General features: G+C 58.2%; 12 protein-coding genes. 4 read left to right on the forward strand and 8 right to left on the reverse strand.

Going from position 1 to position 14,787, the window contains the following annotated elements; genetic code table 11:
- Positions 1 to 28 precede the first annotated feature (28 nt).
- The 5 genes from PFAS1_RS05780 to PFAS1_RS05800 all read right to left on the reverse strand — a co-directional run bounded on the left by PFAS1_RS05780 (position 29) and on the right by PFAS1_RS05800 (position 5,702).
- Positions 29 to 547, reverse strand: coding sequence for a CS1 type fimbrial major subunit (locus PFAS1_RS05780; protein WP_076028500.1), 519 nt, complete (start codon positions 545 to 547; stop codon positions 29 to 31).
- Between the two features lie 14 nt (positions 548 to 561).
- On the reverse strand, positions 562 to 1,308 hold the full coding sequence (locus tag PFAS1_RS05785; protein ID WP_076028501.1) for a pilus assembly protein: 747 nt from the start codon (positions 1,306 to 1,308) through the stop codon (positions 562 to 564).
- 59 nt (positions 1,309 to 1,367) lie between these two features.
- A complete protein-coding gene (locus PFAS1_RS05790; RefSeq protein WP_076028502.1) occupies positions 1,368 to 2,591 on the reverse strand; it encodes a hypothetical protein in 1,224 nt (407 codons plus the stop codon).
- 4 nt (positions 2,592 to 2,595) lie between these two features.
- Positions 2,596 to 5,118, reverse strand: a complete 2,523-nt coding sequence (locus tag PFAS1_RS05795) for a CS1-pili formation C-terminal domain-containing protein (protein WP_076028503.1) — start codon at positions 5,116 to 5,118, stop codon at positions 2,596 to 2,598.
- A 107-nt stretch (positions 5,119 to 5,225) separates the two neighbouring features.
- A complete protein-coding gene (locus tag PFAS1_RS05800; protein ID WP_076028504.1) occupies positions 5,226 to 5,702 on the reverse strand; it encodes a CS1 type fimbrial major subunit in 477 nt (158 codons plus the stop codon).
- 506 nt (positions 5,703 to 6,208) lie between these two features.
- On the opposite strand from PFAS1_RS05800, the gene PFAS1_RS05805 reads away from it, so the two are divergent.
- Entirely contained in the window at positions 6,209 to 6,784 is a 576-nt protein-coding gene (locus tag PFAS1_RS05805; RefSeq protein WP_076028505.1) for a PadR family transcriptional regulator, read from the forward strand.
- Positions 6,781 to 7,566, forward strand: a complete 786-nt coding sequence (locus tag PFAS1_RS05810; protein ID WP_076028506.1) for a siderophore-interacting protein — start codon at positions 6,781 to 6,783, stop codon at positions 7,564 to 7,566. The genes PFAS1_RS05805 and PFAS1_RS05810 overlap by 4 nt, the downstream gene beginning before the upstream one ends.
- A 203-nt stretch (positions 7,567 to 7,769) precedes the next feature.
- Here PFAS1_RS05810 and PFAS1_RS05815 read toward each other — a convergent pair whose 3' ends face one another.
- A complete protein-coding gene (locus PFAS1_RS05815) occupies positions 7,770 to 8,426 on the reverse strand; it encodes a Pr6Pr family membrane protein (RefSeq protein WP_076028507.1) in 657 nt (218 codons plus the stop codon).
- A 2-nt stretch (positions 8,427 to 8,428) separates the two neighbouring features.
- Positions 8,429 to 8,659 carry a VF530 family protein gene (locus PFAS1_RS05820; protein WP_007944895.1) on the reverse strand — a complete coding sequence of 77 codons (231 nt, stop codon included), beginning with the start codon at positions 8,657 to 8,659 and terminating at the stop codon, positions 8,429 to 8,431.
- Between the two features lie 424 nt (positions 8,660 to 9,083).
- Here PFAS1_RS05820 and PFAS1_RS05825 point away from each other — a divergent pair, with 424 nt between their 5' ends.
- Together PFAS1_RS05825 and PFAS1_RS05830 are read left to right on the forward strand one after the other, a co-directional pair.
- The gene (locus PFAS1_RS05825; RefSeq protein ID WP_076028508.1) at positions 9,084 to 10,466 is read left to right on the forward strand and encodes a carbohydrate porin; all 1,383 of its coding nucleotides are present in this window, start codon (positions 9,084 to 9,086) and stop codon (positions 10,464 to 10,466) included.
- Positions 10,467 to 10,680: 214 nt separating this feature from the next.
- The gene (locus tag PFAS1_RS05830; RefSeq protein ID WP_076028509.1) at positions 10,681 to 13,089 is read left to right on the forward strand and encodes a glucose/quinate/shikimate family membrane-bound PQQ-dependent dehydrogenase; all 2,409 of its coding nucleotides are present in this window, start codon (positions 10,681 to 10,683) and stop codon (positions 13,087 to 13,089) included.
- Positions 13,090 to 13,180: 91 nt separating this feature from the next.
- Here PFAS1_RS05830 and PFAS1_RS05835 read toward each other — a convergent pair whose 3' ends face one another.
- The gene (locus PFAS1_RS05835) at positions 13,181 to 14,428 is read right to left on the reverse strand and encodes an NHL repeat-containing protein (RefSeq protein ID WP_076028510.1); all 1,248 of its coding nucleotides are present in this window, start codon (positions 14,426 to 14,428) and stop codon (positions 13,181 to 13,183) included.
- Positions 14,429 to 14,787: the final 359 nt, after the last annotated feature.

Below are 14,787 nucleotides of genomic sequence, written 5' to 3' on the forward strand. Positions count from 1 at the left end.
CCTTGAAAACCGAAGCGCCTGCTTGTGCTCACGCCCCCGGCGCCCTGGCGTTGAACAACAACAGTACGTTGCCGTCGTAATCCCCCGGGCGGTATCCCCCGGGCGGCATCACCGGCGCGATCTCCAGCAACACCCGCGTGCCTGCCGCGGCTTCAGCCGCCGACACCACCAGCCGCGAAGAAAGGTCCGGGCTCAACTCCAATCCGTTGAAACTGACCCGCAATGCCATGTTGTCACTCGGCTTGCCGTTCGACAGGTAGGGGGTGGCCTCCAGGCGCGCTTCAATGGCGCTGGTGTCATGCCGCACATCGAAATACTTGCGCACGCTGCTCAGGGTCCTTGTGGAGGGGTTCCAGTTCAACCGCTGCGGTCGGTGAATCCAGTCCGACTCGGCCGGGATTACATAAAACCCAAGGGTCGGAATATCCGCCGACACTTCGAACGTGTGCTCCTCCCGCGCAGCGAAAGCGCAAGCACTTATCAGCGTCAAGGCACCCACGCATCCGGCGACGGTCGCTTGCTTGATCTTGTCAGTTATCTGTTGCATCACCGATCGCCTCATCATTGCTTGCTGGCAGTGCGCAGCGTTTTTTTCGCGTTGCCCTCGACCAGAGTGAAGCGGTATTCGCGACCGGGCTTTTTCTCGAATTCGAACGTCTTGCCCGCAAGGATGTGGTGTTTGGTAGTCGGCTCGCACTCGGTCTCATCCTTCAGCGAGCAGTTGCGAAACTCATCGACCACCACGACCGTATTACCGTTATTGCGCAGCGTGTAACGCTCGGCTGCGTCATTGATCACGCTGTCGAAACGACTGTCCTTTGGCCGTACGAAGAACACCGTGCCAAACCCGGTCATGACGTTAACCCCCGCCGACAGATTCTTTTTGTACTCATCGCGTTCCTCGCTGGACACCGCAAAATCGTCTTCCTTTTCCGGCACCACCGGCACAAAGCGCACGCGAAAATATCGTTCGGTGTCCCGATTGCCCATCAGCAGCAAGCGTGTGCCCTGCATGCCATTGGCCGGCACGATCAAGCGCGCGGGACTGGCCATCAAGCCATCGCGGCCACTTGCATCCGCTTGGGTCTTGACCGGCACTTCACGGGACGTTCCATCGTCGTCGTAGAGGATCTCCAGGATGTTGACTTTGACGAACGCGGTGCTGTCACCGCGGTTGAACACACGCTTGAGGTAGGTGCTCTTGTCACCGTCCAGATAGTCGTAGACCGTTCCGACGTTGATCTGCGGCCCGGCCTGAAGACCCAATGAAAAACCGCTCAAACCCAACAGCAACCACAGACGTTTCATACCCTTGAACCTCATGACAATGAACACAACACGGACGGCACTTGGCGATACGCAGCCCATCAAAGATCCGAATCCCAAATCACCGTGACGTTGCCGGCGTAGTAGCCCGCCTGACCGGGGCTTAGCATGAAGCCCATATGGATGGAGGGAATTTCGAAGTGCAACACGCCGGGACGCCTGTCCATATAAAAGCTCGGTTGAAACTGCTGGGCATTCTCGGCACCGACACGTAGCCGACGCTGCTTGACCGGTTGACCGGCGAGGTCGGTCAGGCCATTTGGCAGCGTGGTGCTGACCTGTACCTCAACCGCACGCCCGGTCGTGTGGTCCTTGATCATGCACTCAAAAGGTCTTATGGCGATTTCGCATTCCAGGTGCATTTTGAAACGCGTCGACGCCGAGATATTGAAAGTCTGATCCCGGAACAGCCGTACAGGCTTGCGCCCTTCCTGCAACCAGCTTTGCCAGCCACCTGCCGGGGTCAACCGGACTTTTTCCCCGCCAGGAGGAATATCGACTTTCAGCGTGTGTTGTACGTCCAGCACGAAGTCCAGGGTCAGGTCACTGTCGTTCGCAGGCATGCTTCCCAAGTCGAAATCAGCGCCTGGGCCGACCCGATAGCTCATCGATCCGGTATAGAGCCCGCTCGACATTCCCAGCGGGTTGGGCGTGCGCAGTTCATAGGCAATATCCAGAGTTTCGAAGGACATATACGGAATAGCGAAGTAGGGTCTTCTGTAACAGGGCCCATTTAATATCGGGGTTTTCCAGAAGAACCGATAGCTATAGGGTGTGTACGCCCCTACGCCGCTGTACTGGCAAGGAGGTGGCGCGTATACCCAACTACTGCCCTCCCACAGCTTCTGATGTCCCTCGAGTATGTCTGTCACACCGACCAGGCTTGCGGCTGTATGACTCAGCATGTACTCGGAACCGACACCGGTAATGCGCACCTCAACCGTTTCGGTTTCCTGTGTGTCCCTGTTCGTGACTGTCAGTTGCCGCCAATTGGCCGGTACTTTCACCGGTATGCTTTCCAGCCGTTCGACGTTTGCCCTCGGCCCGAAGCGAACCGGCAAACGAATGCTGAACATATTGTTGTCCTGGCACTGTTCCGGGTAAGTCGCGCAATAGCCGCTGTTGGGGGTCTTGTTGATGAATACGTTTTTTTGCGGCTGCGAGGGATCGGGGGTGAACAGCGCCCGGATCTCCTGATTCAACGCCCCAACCGATGGAGCCACCAGCGTCATCGCCAGCGCAAGGCCGATAGTAGAGATTTTCATGGCTTCAACCTGCCTTCTGGTCAGAGGAACTGGCATCGGCCAGCGTGTCCGGCGTGCACTGCAGATCACCGATCATCAACACGTTGTTTTCACTGCGATAACGATTGGCATCGAGGCGGAACTGGCACAACAACTGATTGGCGTAACGCACCTCCAGGGTCGGTGAACCGGCGTTCATTTCCATCGAGAAAAACCCGTCGACTTCAGTCACCCCACGGCTGGCATGGTTGATCACGTGATGTCCCTTGAGCGGCTGTCCTTGTGCGTCGAGCAAGCGTCCGAGCACGGTCAGGGTTTTCATCACCCGCACCTGGCGATAGTCCACGCCGCCCTTGTTCAGGTGATAGCGGGTACGGGAGGGTTCGATGCTCGCTGCCGGGACGTGGTTGCCTTCGAAATCAAAGCTCACCGAGCTGTTCCTGTAGGCCGTCAACGGAATGAAATTGCGCCCCGGGCGCAACGCCACGCTGCCGCCACTGAGGTCGTCGGCGCGCAGGGCGATACCGTCGATATCGGACTCGATGTCGACAATCATCCCGGCGCCGCGCCCCTGATGCTGGCTGGTCAGGGCCATGCGCTGACCACCAACGACCACCGTGCTGTCGAGGTTTACGCCGCCTGTGAAGTTGCCGTTGAAGGAGGAGCGCTGAACAAAACCGTCGCCGTTGATTGCATCGGTGCGAAAGTTCGTCAGGCTCGACAAGCCGACGCCATAGGTGTCGGTGAGCGCGGTTACCGAGACGCTTTGCAGCACATGGTCTTGCAGATCTTTGCGATAACCGAGTGACGCGTTGTTGTCGCGGCTGCCGTCACGGGCCGTACGCGAGCCGATGCTGCCGGACACTTGCTGACCAGGTCCGCCCAGTGCCATGTTGATGCTTAGATCGACCCCGCGATTACGCGCATCACCGCTGCTGAAGCTGCCCGGACGATCGAACAGCGACAGTCGCCAGTTGGCATCGCTGCCCATCAGCGTCATGCGTTGCGTCCAACCCAGGTCCAGGCCGACGCCTTCAACGTTACCATCGCTGTGAGACACCCGCGCGTTGAGCGAACTTTTGCGGCTGATCCGGTGGTTCAACGCCAGCGATGAATTGCTGGTTTCGCCGGTGAACACGTTACGTTGGCGCACGCGGGTGCCGTCGGGCAACGTGTCGTAGGTGTTGGTGGTGTCGAGCCAGCTACGGTTATGGCTCACTACCAGGCTGCCGGATCCATAGTTGTAGAGCACTTGCAGATCGGCGCCGCTGCCGTGGTTTTCGGTCTGGTACAGATTGGCGTAGAGGTTGATGCTGTTGGCCAGGCTCCAGTCGATGGAACTGCCGTACTGAAGGGTGTTGCGGACCTGACGTGCCGACAACCCTAGAATCGCTCGAGGATGCAGCAGGTAGTTGATCGCAGCTCCCGCCGTCGCATCGCCGTCGTTCTGTTGATCCCAGTTGCTGAACAATTTGCTTTCCTGCCCGGCGAACAGGTTGTAGCGCCAGCGCTCATCGAGATTGCTCCAGTTGTTCGGTTTGTAGATCAGTTCCTGAGTGGTCGTGGTGGTTTGACCGTCTTCGATCAATCGCACTTCCACTTCGTAAATACCGCCGGGCAATGGCCGGGTGTCGAGGGTTTGCAAACCTGCCGGGACGGACTGGGTGTTGATCAGCAAACCATCGCGATAAATCTCCACCGAGGCCTGGCGATTGGCGGTGACATAAATCGGATAAACGCTGGGTTTCGGGCTGTCGATCGCCAGGCTGTCAGAACTGCCGTACATCACGCCCACGGCGATGTCAGGGCTGGTGCCAAACGAGCGCGGCTGGCGAGTGAGGCCTTCGGAATTGGGGGTGAAATATCCCAGTCGAAAAAAACTGCCTTGCAGTTCGCGCTGGGTGTAAAGCTCATGCACCGCGTGGTAGGTCTTGGTGTCCGGGCCGCCAAGACGTGCCAGTTGCATGTCGAAGGTCTGGCTCCAGTTGCCAAGGCTACCACTGGCTTCGAGGCCGAAACGCCCCCCCAGATCCTGTTCCTGGCCTCCGTTGAGGTTGAGCTGGTTGCGCACCATCAGGCCGCTGCTGCCGCCTTCGGGCTGTTCATAAAAACGCTTGGCTTGAGTGTCGCGCTCGGCATTTTCAGTGACGATCGACAGCAATGAGCTTTCCAGGTTGTAGTGAACCGCCAGCATCTGTTCCGGGCACTGGCCGGTACAGGCACCCAGCGCCACGCCAGGCTTGAGAACATCGGCCCAGGTTTGGCGCTCACTGGCGTCAAAACGGCTTTCGCTGGTATCGGTGAAATCGAGCAACGTCACCCGGTCGTCGCGGGACAACACAATCATCGCCTCACCGAGGGGTTGCTGATCGAGCTCGACCCGAACGGCCAACGGCACATCGAAGAAATGCTCCTCGAAATCCGCCGGCAGACCCTTGGCCTGGGCCAGCAAACTTCTGGGGGTGTTATCAATAGAAGTCGGCGCCGCAAATGCGCTGCTACATAACAGCAACGCAAGCGCTGCCGCGATGGGCGTCATCGGGAACATGAACAAGTACTCTGATTACAAGGAAGTCAAAACCCGGCCGACAATCCGAAAGTTTGCCGACCGGTTACGTTACTTTGAATAAGTAAACGTTCTGCCGCGAGTATTACTTAGACGGAAGGTTCAACGACCAGCAGGACAACGCCGGTGTAATCACCTGCATCAGGCTTGGCGCCTGTTGCACTGATTTTGAACGGTGCGCGATAGCGGACGTTGGACTCGGCTTCGCCAACAACTTCCTGCGAAGTGGTCGTCAGCGTTTTGCCGTTGAGCTCGACTTTCAGGTCGATGGTCTTGTTACCGGCAATCAGCTTCGGCACGCCTTCCAGGCGGGCGTGAACCTTGCCGGCGGTGTGCAGCACGTCAAAGTGCCCGTCGACTGTTCTCATGGAGTCGGTAGACGGGTTGTAGCTCATGTCCTGGTCCTTGTTGACCAGGTCCGAATCGACCGGCACCGCGTAGAAATCGTCGGCCGGAACGTGGGCCACAATGTTGATGGAGTGCTTGGCCTCGGTAGCGGCAAACGCCATCGAGGAGCTCAGTGCCAGAACAGCCAAAGGAGCAGCAAACGCGATTTTCTTGAACATTAGTCAGTACCTGTCGTTTTAAATAATCGATTCGTTGAAAGTTCCTGGATAAGTAGAACTGTCACGAGCAGTTATGACTCAACCGAACTTTCAACGCCGAAAGATGATCGACCAATTGTTCTGGAAAGTAAGCAGGCAAGTTCCGACAACCGTGTAGCCAGAGTGCATCAGCGAGGAAAGAAAAAAACTGAAATAACATAAAAGTGACTGTCTGGCTGTAAGACACAGACTACAATTCTTGCTCTATCCGCGATAACAACGAGATATTAACGAAGTCACTTCTGTAGGATTAACACTACATACCCAGCAAACATTAGGCCATACACATAACATTAGAGAGTTAACACTAATTTCCGGCTTTTCACTGAATTAAAAACCACCGTTTTTTTGATATTGCAGGCTTCGACCCGACGCGACGCTCGGGGGTAGCCACTGGTCGGGAGTCCTTGCCTTCTCGTTAAGATATATCTTAAGTTGTATCTAAACACGACGAGAGAAAGCAAAAAATGAGAGACCATCATTCCCCCCACCGTGAACACGGTGACGGCCGCGACGGCTTCGAGAAACGCCCCGGCCGTGAACGCGGTGGACGCGGCCCCCGGGTCTTCGCCCCCGGCGATCTGAAACTGCTGCTGCTGGCGCTGATCGCCGAACAGCCGTGCCACGGCTACGACTTGATCCGCCAGATAGAAAGCATGTTCGACGGCGCCTACTGCCCCAGCCCCGGTGTGATCTACCCGACCCTGACCTTCCTTGAAGAAAGCGAAATGATCCTGGGCGACGCCGAGGGCGGGAAAAAACGCTACACCATCACCGAGGCCGGACGTCTGTCATTAAGCGATCAGGCGATCGCACTGGACGGCGTGCGGATGCGCATCGAAGTCAGCAAGCGCTCATTGCGCGGCCATGACCGTCCCGCCGAAATTCACGAAGCAGTGCACAACTTGCGTCATGCCTTGCAGATGCATCACGGCCGCTGGAGCCCGGAAGAAATCCTGCGGGTGCGCGACCTGCTGAACAACACCGCCAAAGCCATCGTCGACGGCCCTGCCGTTCAACCCGCTCAGGAGCAAGCCGAATGACTGAAGTGATCGTGCAAACCATCCACCGTGTCAGCCACGAGATCAAACGCCGTCGCCTGGAAGTGTTGCGGGTGGTCGACCTGACGCCGCGCATGCGCCGCATCACGCTGGGGGGGCCGGAATTGGCGGGCTTCGTCAGCCTCGGCACGGACGACCACGTCAAACTGCTGTTTCCACAAAACGCGGCGGAACAAGCGGCACTGGAAACCCTGGTGCTCGGTGCCGGCAAAACCGATCAGCCGATGCCAGCCATGCGCGATTACACGCCGCGTCGTTACGACCTCGACACGCTGGAACTGGACATCGACTTCGTGCTGCACGGCGACGGCCCTGCTTCGACCTGGGCCGAGCAAGCCAAACCCGGCCAGTTCCTGCACATCGGCGGGCCACGGGGATCGATGGTCGTGCCGGACATCTTCGACAGCTACTTGCTGATCGGTGACGAAACGGCCCTGCCCGCGATCGCTCGACGCCTGGAAAGCCTGGCGGCCAATCGCCGGGTGCTGGCGGTCATCGAAGTGGAGAACGGTGCCGAGCAACAGAAGCTGGAAAGCGCTGCGCAGGTGAATGTGATCTGGGTCTTGCGCGAAGGCGGGAAGAACAACTTGCTCAACACCGTGAAGGAACTGCAAGTGCCAAGTGGCAATTTGTACGCCTGGGTGGCGACCGAAAGCAAAGTGTCGCGACAGATACGCCGGGTGTTGCTCGATGAGCATGGACTGGATGAAAAGTTCGTCAAAGCTGTGGGTTACTGGCGGCTGGATGATAGCGACGAGGAGTGACAACGACTTTTGTGGCTGCCAGGTTTTCTGTGGTCAGGGGACTTCTGTGGTCAGGGGCTTTTTTGTGGCGAGGGGACTTGTCCCCGTTGGGCTGCGAAGCAGACCTGAAATCTGCTGAACCGAGTCGCATGATCTTGCGGCCGCTTCGCGACCGAACGGGGACAAGTCCCCTCGCCACAAAAGCCCCTCGCCGCAGTGGGTGCTTACTTTCGACCTGCGTGCCACCGATCCAGTCCAATCAACACAAGCGCAATGAAAAAAAACCCCACCAATACCCCCCCGGCATTCACAAACACCTGTGGATAACCCAGCTTCTCGACATCTATGAACGGATAGGGATAAACCGCCAGCAGATGCCCGCGCCACAACGAATACGCGAAGTACACCACTGGATAGATCGCCCACGCAGCGATATGCCGCAGTCGCAACGCGCCTTTCGGCACACAGCACCACCAATACGCCAGAAACAACAGCGGCATGACGTCATGCATCAGCTCATCGGCCAGCCATTGCCAGCCTTGTGGATGCCATAAATGGCGCAACAACACGTTGTACGCCAGGCCGACCACGGCGATGCTCACGGCAACGCCGCTACTCACCCACGGCTGCAAAAACCAGCGGCGCGCCGCCGACTCGCGGGACGTCAGTTCACACGTCAGCACGGTCGCCACCAGCGTATTGGTCAGCACCGTGAAATAGCTGAAGAAGCTGACCAGCCCGCCGAGCAGGCTGGCCTCCAGCGTCCAGCGTGAGTAGAAAATCAGGTACAGCTGAATGCTCAGTCCCGCCCAGCCGAGCACCGTCGCCACTGCAACAAAACGACGCCTCGCGGCGGCCCCCGGCGTCGAGAGGCTAACCATGCTCAGACCGGGCGCTTGGTGCGCATCAACTTCACGTATAAGCGTTCGACCTTTTCCCGCGCCCACGGGGTTTTGCGCAGGAAAGTCAGGCTCGACTTGATGCTCGGATCACTTTTGAAGCAGCGGATATCGATGCGTTCGGCCAGCCCCGACCACTCGTAGTGTTCAACCAGCGCGTTGAGGATTTGTTCCAGGGTCACGCCGTGCAGCGGGTTGTTGTTCTGTTCGGTCATGCCGGGCCTTTGCGCGAAGAAAGAATAAAGAAGCCGCGCACCTTAGCCGAGGGCTTCGATGGGTGGAAGGGCTCAGTTAACTGTAGGCCAACGACAGCGATTTGCAGGAGCAAGAACAGCCCTGTAGGAGCAAAGCTTGCTCGCGAAAGCGTCTTGCCAGTCAAAATGGATGTTGGATCGAGCCGGCGCTATCGCGAGCAAGCTTTGCTCCTACAATTGCGCATTTTTTTTGCCAGTTAATACCCTGCGGCGACCGGTCGCAGACGACTGTTACCAAATCCGAAAAGCTGCATGTCAGTAAAAGCGCTTTCTCTCTTTGTAACAGATCATTATCCTGCCGCCCTTAAGCTGAAACGCTTCACTGCCCGATCCATCTCGTTGCGTTCAGTTCACCCCCCAGAAAAAGATCAGAATTTCTACTTATATGCCCGACTTCCCCACTCCGCGAGACAGCGCTGTCTTCACCCCTATTGCTCATCGAAAAGCCCTGAACCTGATCGGCGGATTCACCGCGTTGGGCCTCGCCACTTGCACCCAGGCCGCTCCGGCCTTCGATAGCGAGTCACCGTGGATGCTCGGCGACTGGAACGGCACGCGCACCGAACTTTCGGAAAAAGGCTACGACTTCAAGGTCGATTACACCGGCGAGATGGGCAGCAATCTGCACGGCGGTTATGACCACGACCGTACCGCTCGCTACAGCGACCAGTTCGGCTTTGGCACTCATCTGAACTTGCAGAAAATTCTAGGCTGGGACGACGCCGAATTTCAGCTGACCATCACCGAGCGCAACGGCAATAACATCAGCAACGACCGGATCAATGATCCGCGCGTGGGCGGGTTCACTTCGGCTCAGGAAGTCTGGGGCCGCGGGCAAACCTGGCGCCTGACGCAGATGTGGTATCAGCAGAAATTCTTCGATCAGAAGCTCGACATCAAAGTCGGCCGTTTCGGCGAAGGCGAAGATTTCAACAGCTTCCCCTGCGACTTCCAGAACCTGGCGTTCTGCGGCTCCCAGGTCGGTAACTGGGTGGGCGACATCTGGTACAACTGGCCGGTCAGCCAATGGGCGATGCGGGTCAAATATCACCTGACGCCCGAGCTGTACGCGCAAGTCGGCGCCTACGAGCAAAACCCGTCGAACCTTGATCGCGACAATGGTTTCAAGCTCAGCGGCAGCGGCACCCAGGGGGCGATCCTGCCGGTGGAACTGGTCTGGTCGCCGAAGCTCAACGGCCTGCCGGGCGAATACCGCGCCGGCTATTACTACAGCAATGCCAACGCCACCGACGCTTACAAGGACAGCAACGGTCAGCCGGCCGCCCTGAGTGGCGAGGCTTACCGCAGCGCGTCGAGCAAACATGGCGTCTGGCTCGGTGTGCAGCAGCAATTGACCAGCCGCGCCAGCGACCACTCCCGCGGCCTGAGCGTGTTCGCCAACGGCACGATGCACGACAAGAAGACCAACGCCATCGACAACTATGTCCAGGCGGGCGTCGTCTACAAAGGCTTGTTCGATGCGCGCGCCAGGGACGACATCGGTTTCGCCCTGGCTCGGGTTCACGTCAACCCGGCCTATCGCAAAAACGCCGAGGCGACCAATCAGGCCCGCGCCGTGTTCGACTACAACGACCCGTCCTTCCTGCCACCGCAAGACACCGAATACAGCGCCGAACTCTATTACGGCGTGCACGTCACGAACTGGCTGACCGTGCGCCCGAACCTGCAGTACATCCGCCACCCCGGTGGCGTTGACCAGGTCGATGACGCGCTGATTGGCGGGATCAAGATCCAGTCGTCGTTCTAACCAACACCACAACCCCCCTGTGGGAGCGGGCTTGCTCGCGAAGGGGCCGGTAGCCTCAACATCTATGTTGACTGAACCACCGCTTTCGCGAGCAAGCCCGCTCCCACAAGGACTGCATCGTCCCAACAGTTTTTATATGAACCCTGCCCACGCCGGATCGTCATCTACAGTGAACCTGCGCGGGACTACTTAAAACGTCACGGAGAACCACACTATGAGCACTGATGGTGCTTTGAGTCGAAGCCGTCTGCTGCCGAGCCTGCTCGGTATCCTGCTTCTGCTAATGGGCCTGGCCATGCTGGCCGGGGGGATCAAGCTGAGCATGCTCGGCGGCTCGCTGTATTACCTGCTGGCCGGTATCGGCCTGGCATTGACCGGCGTGTTGCTGCTTGCCGACCGTTATGCCGCGCTGAGTCTGTACGCGATGGTGTTGTTCGCCAGTACCGTCTGGGCACTGTGGGAAGTCGGCCTGGACTGGTGGCAACTGGTGCCACGCCTGGCGCTGCTCTTTGCCCTCGGTATCGTCATGCTGCTGCCATGGTTTCGTCGTCCATTGCGTACCGGCGAATTCAACCCGGTCGGCACTGGCGTACTGAGCGCTGCCGTGGTCATTGCCGGTATCGCCGCGCTGGCCAGCCTGTTCACCAACCCCGGTGAAATCAAAGGCCAACTGGATCGCGACAGCGTGCCGGGCATGAGCAACACCGCCCCGGCCATGCCGGACGGTGACTGGAATTCCTACGGTCGCAGTGCCCATGGCGATCGTTACTCGCCACTGAGCCAGATCACCCCGCAGAACGTGAACAAACTCGTTCCGGCCTGGACCTTCCGCACCGGCGACCTGCCAGGGCCGAACGACCCGGGCGAAACCACCGCCGAAAACACCCCGCTCAAAGCCAACGGCATGCTCTATGTCTGCACGCCGCACAGCCAGGTGATCGCGCTGGACCCGGACACCGGCAAGGAAATCTGGCGTTTCGACCCGAAGCTCTCCACGCAGAACGCGGCGAACTTCAAGGGTTGGGCGCACATGACCTGCCGTGGCGTGACCTATCACGATGACGCCGCCTACGCATCCGAGCAGAGCCCTACCGGCACTGCCAACGCGCCAGTCGCCAGTGTTTGCCCGCGCCGGATCTTCCTGCCGACCGCCGACACCCGCCTGATCGCCCTGAACGCCGACACCGGCAAAATGTGCGAAGACTTCGGCAACGGTGGTCAGGTTGACCTGACGACCAACATCGGTGAATTCACTGCCGGCGGTTACTACTCCACCTCTCCACCAGCGGTCACCAAAGACCTGGTGGTGATTGGCGGCCACGTCACCGACAACGTTTCCATCGACGAGCCAAGCGGCGTGATCCGCGCGTTCGACGTGCACACCGGCAAACTGGTGTGGAACTGGGACAGCGGCAACCCGGACGACACCACGCCGATTGCCGAAGGCAAGGTCTACACCCGCAACTCGCCGAACATGTGGTCGATCTTCAGCGTCGACGAAAAACTCGGCATGATCTACCTGCCGATGGGCAACCAGACCCCGGATCAGTTCGGTGGCGCACGCACCCCTGAATCGGAACTGCACGCCGCCGGCCTGACCGCCCTCGACATCGCCACCGGTAAAGTGCGCTGGCACTTCCAGTTCACTCACCACGACCTGTGGGACATGGACGTCGGCGGCCAGCCAACCCTGATGGACCTGAAAACCGCTGACGGCGTCAAGCCAGCGGTACTCGCGTCCACCAAGCAAGGCAGCATCTACGTGCTGGACCGCAGCAATGGTCAGCCGATCGTGCCGATCAAGGAAATCCCGGTGCCGCAAGGCGCAGTGGAAGGCGACCACACTTCGCCGACCCAACCGATGTCCGACCTGAACTTCGTGCCGCCGACCCTCAAGGAACGCGACATGTGGGGCGTGACCCCGTTCGATCAGATGCTGTGCCGGATCGACTTCAAATCCCTGCGCTACGACGGCATGTTCACGCCGCCATCGCTGCAAGGCTCGATCGTCTATCCCGGTAACTTCGGCGTGTTCGACTGGGGCGGCATCTCGGTTGACCCGGTGCGCCAGATTGCTTTCGTGAACCCGAGCTACATGGCGTTCAAATCGAAACTGATCCCGACCGCCGAAATCGCCAAACAAGGCCCTCGCGTCAGCGAAACCGAAGGCGTACAGCCCAACAAAGGCGCGCCTTACGGCGTGATCCTCGAAGCCCTGCTGTCGCCAATGGGCCTGCCGTGCCAGGCACCGGCCTGGGGTTACGTGGCCGCGGTCGACTTGACCACCAACAAAACCATCTGGATGCACAAGAACGGCACCGTGCGCGACAGCTCACCGGTTCCGATCCCGCTGAGCATGGGCGTGCCTAGCCTGGGTGGGGCCTTCACCACGGCCAGTGGCGTGGCCTTCCTGAGCGGCACCCTCGACCAATACCTGCGCGCCTACGACGTGAAAAACGGTAAACAGTTGTGGGAAGGCCGCCTGCCAGCCGGCGCACAAACCACGCCGATGACCTACACCGGCAAGGACGGCAAGCAATACGTGCTGGTCGTTGCGGGTGGTCATGGATCGCTGGGCACCAAGCAGGGTGATTATGTGATTGCGTACAAACTGTCCGAGTAAGTTTTAGCGGCGGTTAAAGGAAAGGCGCCTCCCGTTTGGGGAGGCGCCTTTTTTGCGAGTGACTACTCAAATCGGCTCGGTGTGCGTTCACTCAGGGTTGGTAGCCGAATACCTTGGGCAAGAATCTCTCAGCCATTTCATCACCCGCAATAACCAATCGACCATTGTCCTGAATATCCAACCCCGAGACGCCGCTCCCGCCTGGGCCTATGACCCACCCCTTGTCCGTGAATGTTTTATCGAAGCTCCCATCCTCAAGCACTCGCCCGAGTATCAATGCCTGTGAAATACCGCGCAGGCCCGCCGTTCCGGCCATGACGATGGCTTTATTTTGTTGCAGAGCGCCCGCCGCCCAATCGGTTTGCTGCTCGGCATCAACCAAAGCGGGTTCGCCTTTATTGAACGAACCATCCGGTTGACCGTTTTCAGTGAATCTCATCACCAAAGCACTCCAATGGGGTAAGGAACCCTCTTTCTGATACGACCCCATTACCAGAATTCCCTGATCAACAGCATCAGCCTGCAACAACACTTTCGATGCTTTGTAATAGCCGGGGAGAGGCCCATACACGATAGATCCATATTCACCGAAATTCAGATCAGGCCAGCCATCAGCGTCGTAGCGATTCAAGAGAATACGATCTTCTCCTGAAGACAGAGTGACATAGCCGCCTGCAATGAGTTTTCCGCTCTTCAAGCGTGCAATGCTGTTAATGACCGTGTTCAAACCTCGGTATTGAACGGGATGTGTTCTGATCAACTCTCCCGTCACATCATTGACTGTCAGCAGTAATGTGGCGCCAGTGCCGATTCCTCCAGCAATGTCCACGTAGGGAAATGTCATTAAAAGTTCTCCGGGGGCCCCTGACACAACATCAACCTCCCCCAGAAAAATGCTGTATTCCGCATCGGGGCGCCCCTTGAAAACAACTTTGCCGTCCACCCCGAATTGATGATCAGGGCTGCCCTTGTCGTCCAATCGGGCAAGAGCCGGCAAACCTTTCGAAAGGTTCAGTTGGAACCGTACTCCCGCCAACAATATCTTCCCATCAGGCTGAATCAGGATGCGGTTAACCCGGGTATCAAATCCTGCTTCGAACTCAACCAGCACACTACCGTTCATGCCGAACGAGCGATCAACCGTGCCATGTTGATCCAGTCGAAACACTTCGCATGCCCTATTGGCCCAGACCGCGACGATCAAGCGATCCTGCTGATCTTTCGCCACAGCTCGACACTGCCCTTGTAATCCGGGAAAGCCGACGATACCTCCTGATCCGAAGGAGGGGTCCAGATTTCCTGTGTTCAATGCGGATACCAACTCAAAATTGCTGCTCATCTTTCCTCCCTGACGCAAGCGATATGCAGTTCATTAATCATGTTGGCGTTGCACGGCATATCCTGCGGCGCGCGATAGTTTTGTGATGAGTGCCTGAAACCTCTCACCTGACTACTGAACCATGCTCTTCGCCTGCTGGGACCTGACAGAAATAACAGCGTTTGAATCCTTAAAAGCCAAACTGATGTCTTTGTATGCCAAGCAGCCCCAATCGTCCGCTGCGTAATTGCAGCTGGCGCAGCGAATCTGGCTCATGGCGGCATTCCCGCGTGTTGAAACGTCGGGCGAAAAGTGAGCTTGCGGTTGCCCAGTCAAACACACCTGTCAAAACCCTGAATACATAAGCTGAAATAGCCCGG

The organism is Pseudomonas frederiksbergensis (assembly GCF_001952935.1).
GTDB lineage: Bacteria > Pseudomonadota > Gammaproteobacteria > Pseudomonadales > Pseudomonadaceae > Aquipseudomonas > Aquipseudomonas frederiksbergensis.

Coding starts and splice junctions, on each gene's coding strand:
- PFAS1_RS05835 (WP_076028510.1), bottom strand. CDS start 14,428: ATGAGCAGCAATTTTGAGTTGGTATCCGCATTGAACACAGGAAATCTG.
- PFAS1_RS05820 (WP_007944895.1), bottom strand. CDS start 8,659: ATGACCGAACAGAACAACAACCCGCTGCACGGCGTGACCCTGGAACAA.
- PFAS1_RS05790 (WP_076028502.1), bottom strand. CDS start 2,591: ATGAAAATCTCTACTATCGGCCTTGCGCTGGCGATGACGCTGGTGGCT.
- PFAS1_RS05825 (WP_076028508.1), top strand. CDS start 9,084: ATGCCCGACTTCCCCACTCCGCGAGACAGCGCTGTCTTCACCCCTATT.
- PFAS1_RS05795 (WP_076028503.1), bottom strand. CDS start 5,118: ATGTTCCCGATGACGCCCATCGCGGCAGCGCTTGCGTTGCTGTTATGT.
- PFAS1_RS05830 (WP_076028509.1), top strand. CDS start 10,681: ATGAGCACTGATGGTGCTTTGAGTCGAAGCCGTCTGCTGCCGAGCCTG.
- PFAS1_RS05780 (WP_076028500.1), bottom strand. CDS start 547: ATGCAACAGATAACTGACAAGATCAAGCAAGCGACCGTCGCCGGATGC.
- PFAS1_RS05815 (WP_076028507.1), bottom strand. CDS start 8,426: ATGGTTAGCCTCTCGACGCCGGGGGCCGCCGCGAGGCGTCGTTTTGTT.
- PFAS1_RS05810 (WP_076028506.1), top strand. CDS start 6,781: ATGACTGAAGTGATCGTGCAAACCATCCACCGTGTCAGCCACGAGATC.
- PFAS1_RS05805 (WP_076028505.1), top strand. CDS start 6,209: ATGAGAGACCATCATTCCCCCCACCGTGAACACGGTGACGGCCGCGAC.
- PFAS1_RS05785 (WP_076028501.1), bottom strand. CDS start 1,308: ATGAAACGTCTGTGGTTGCTGTTGGGTTTGAGCGGTTTTTCATTGGGT.
- PFAS1_RS05800 (WP_076028504.1), bottom strand. CDS start 5,702: ATGTTCAAGAAAATCGCGTTTGCTGCTCCTTTGGCTGTTCTGGCACTG.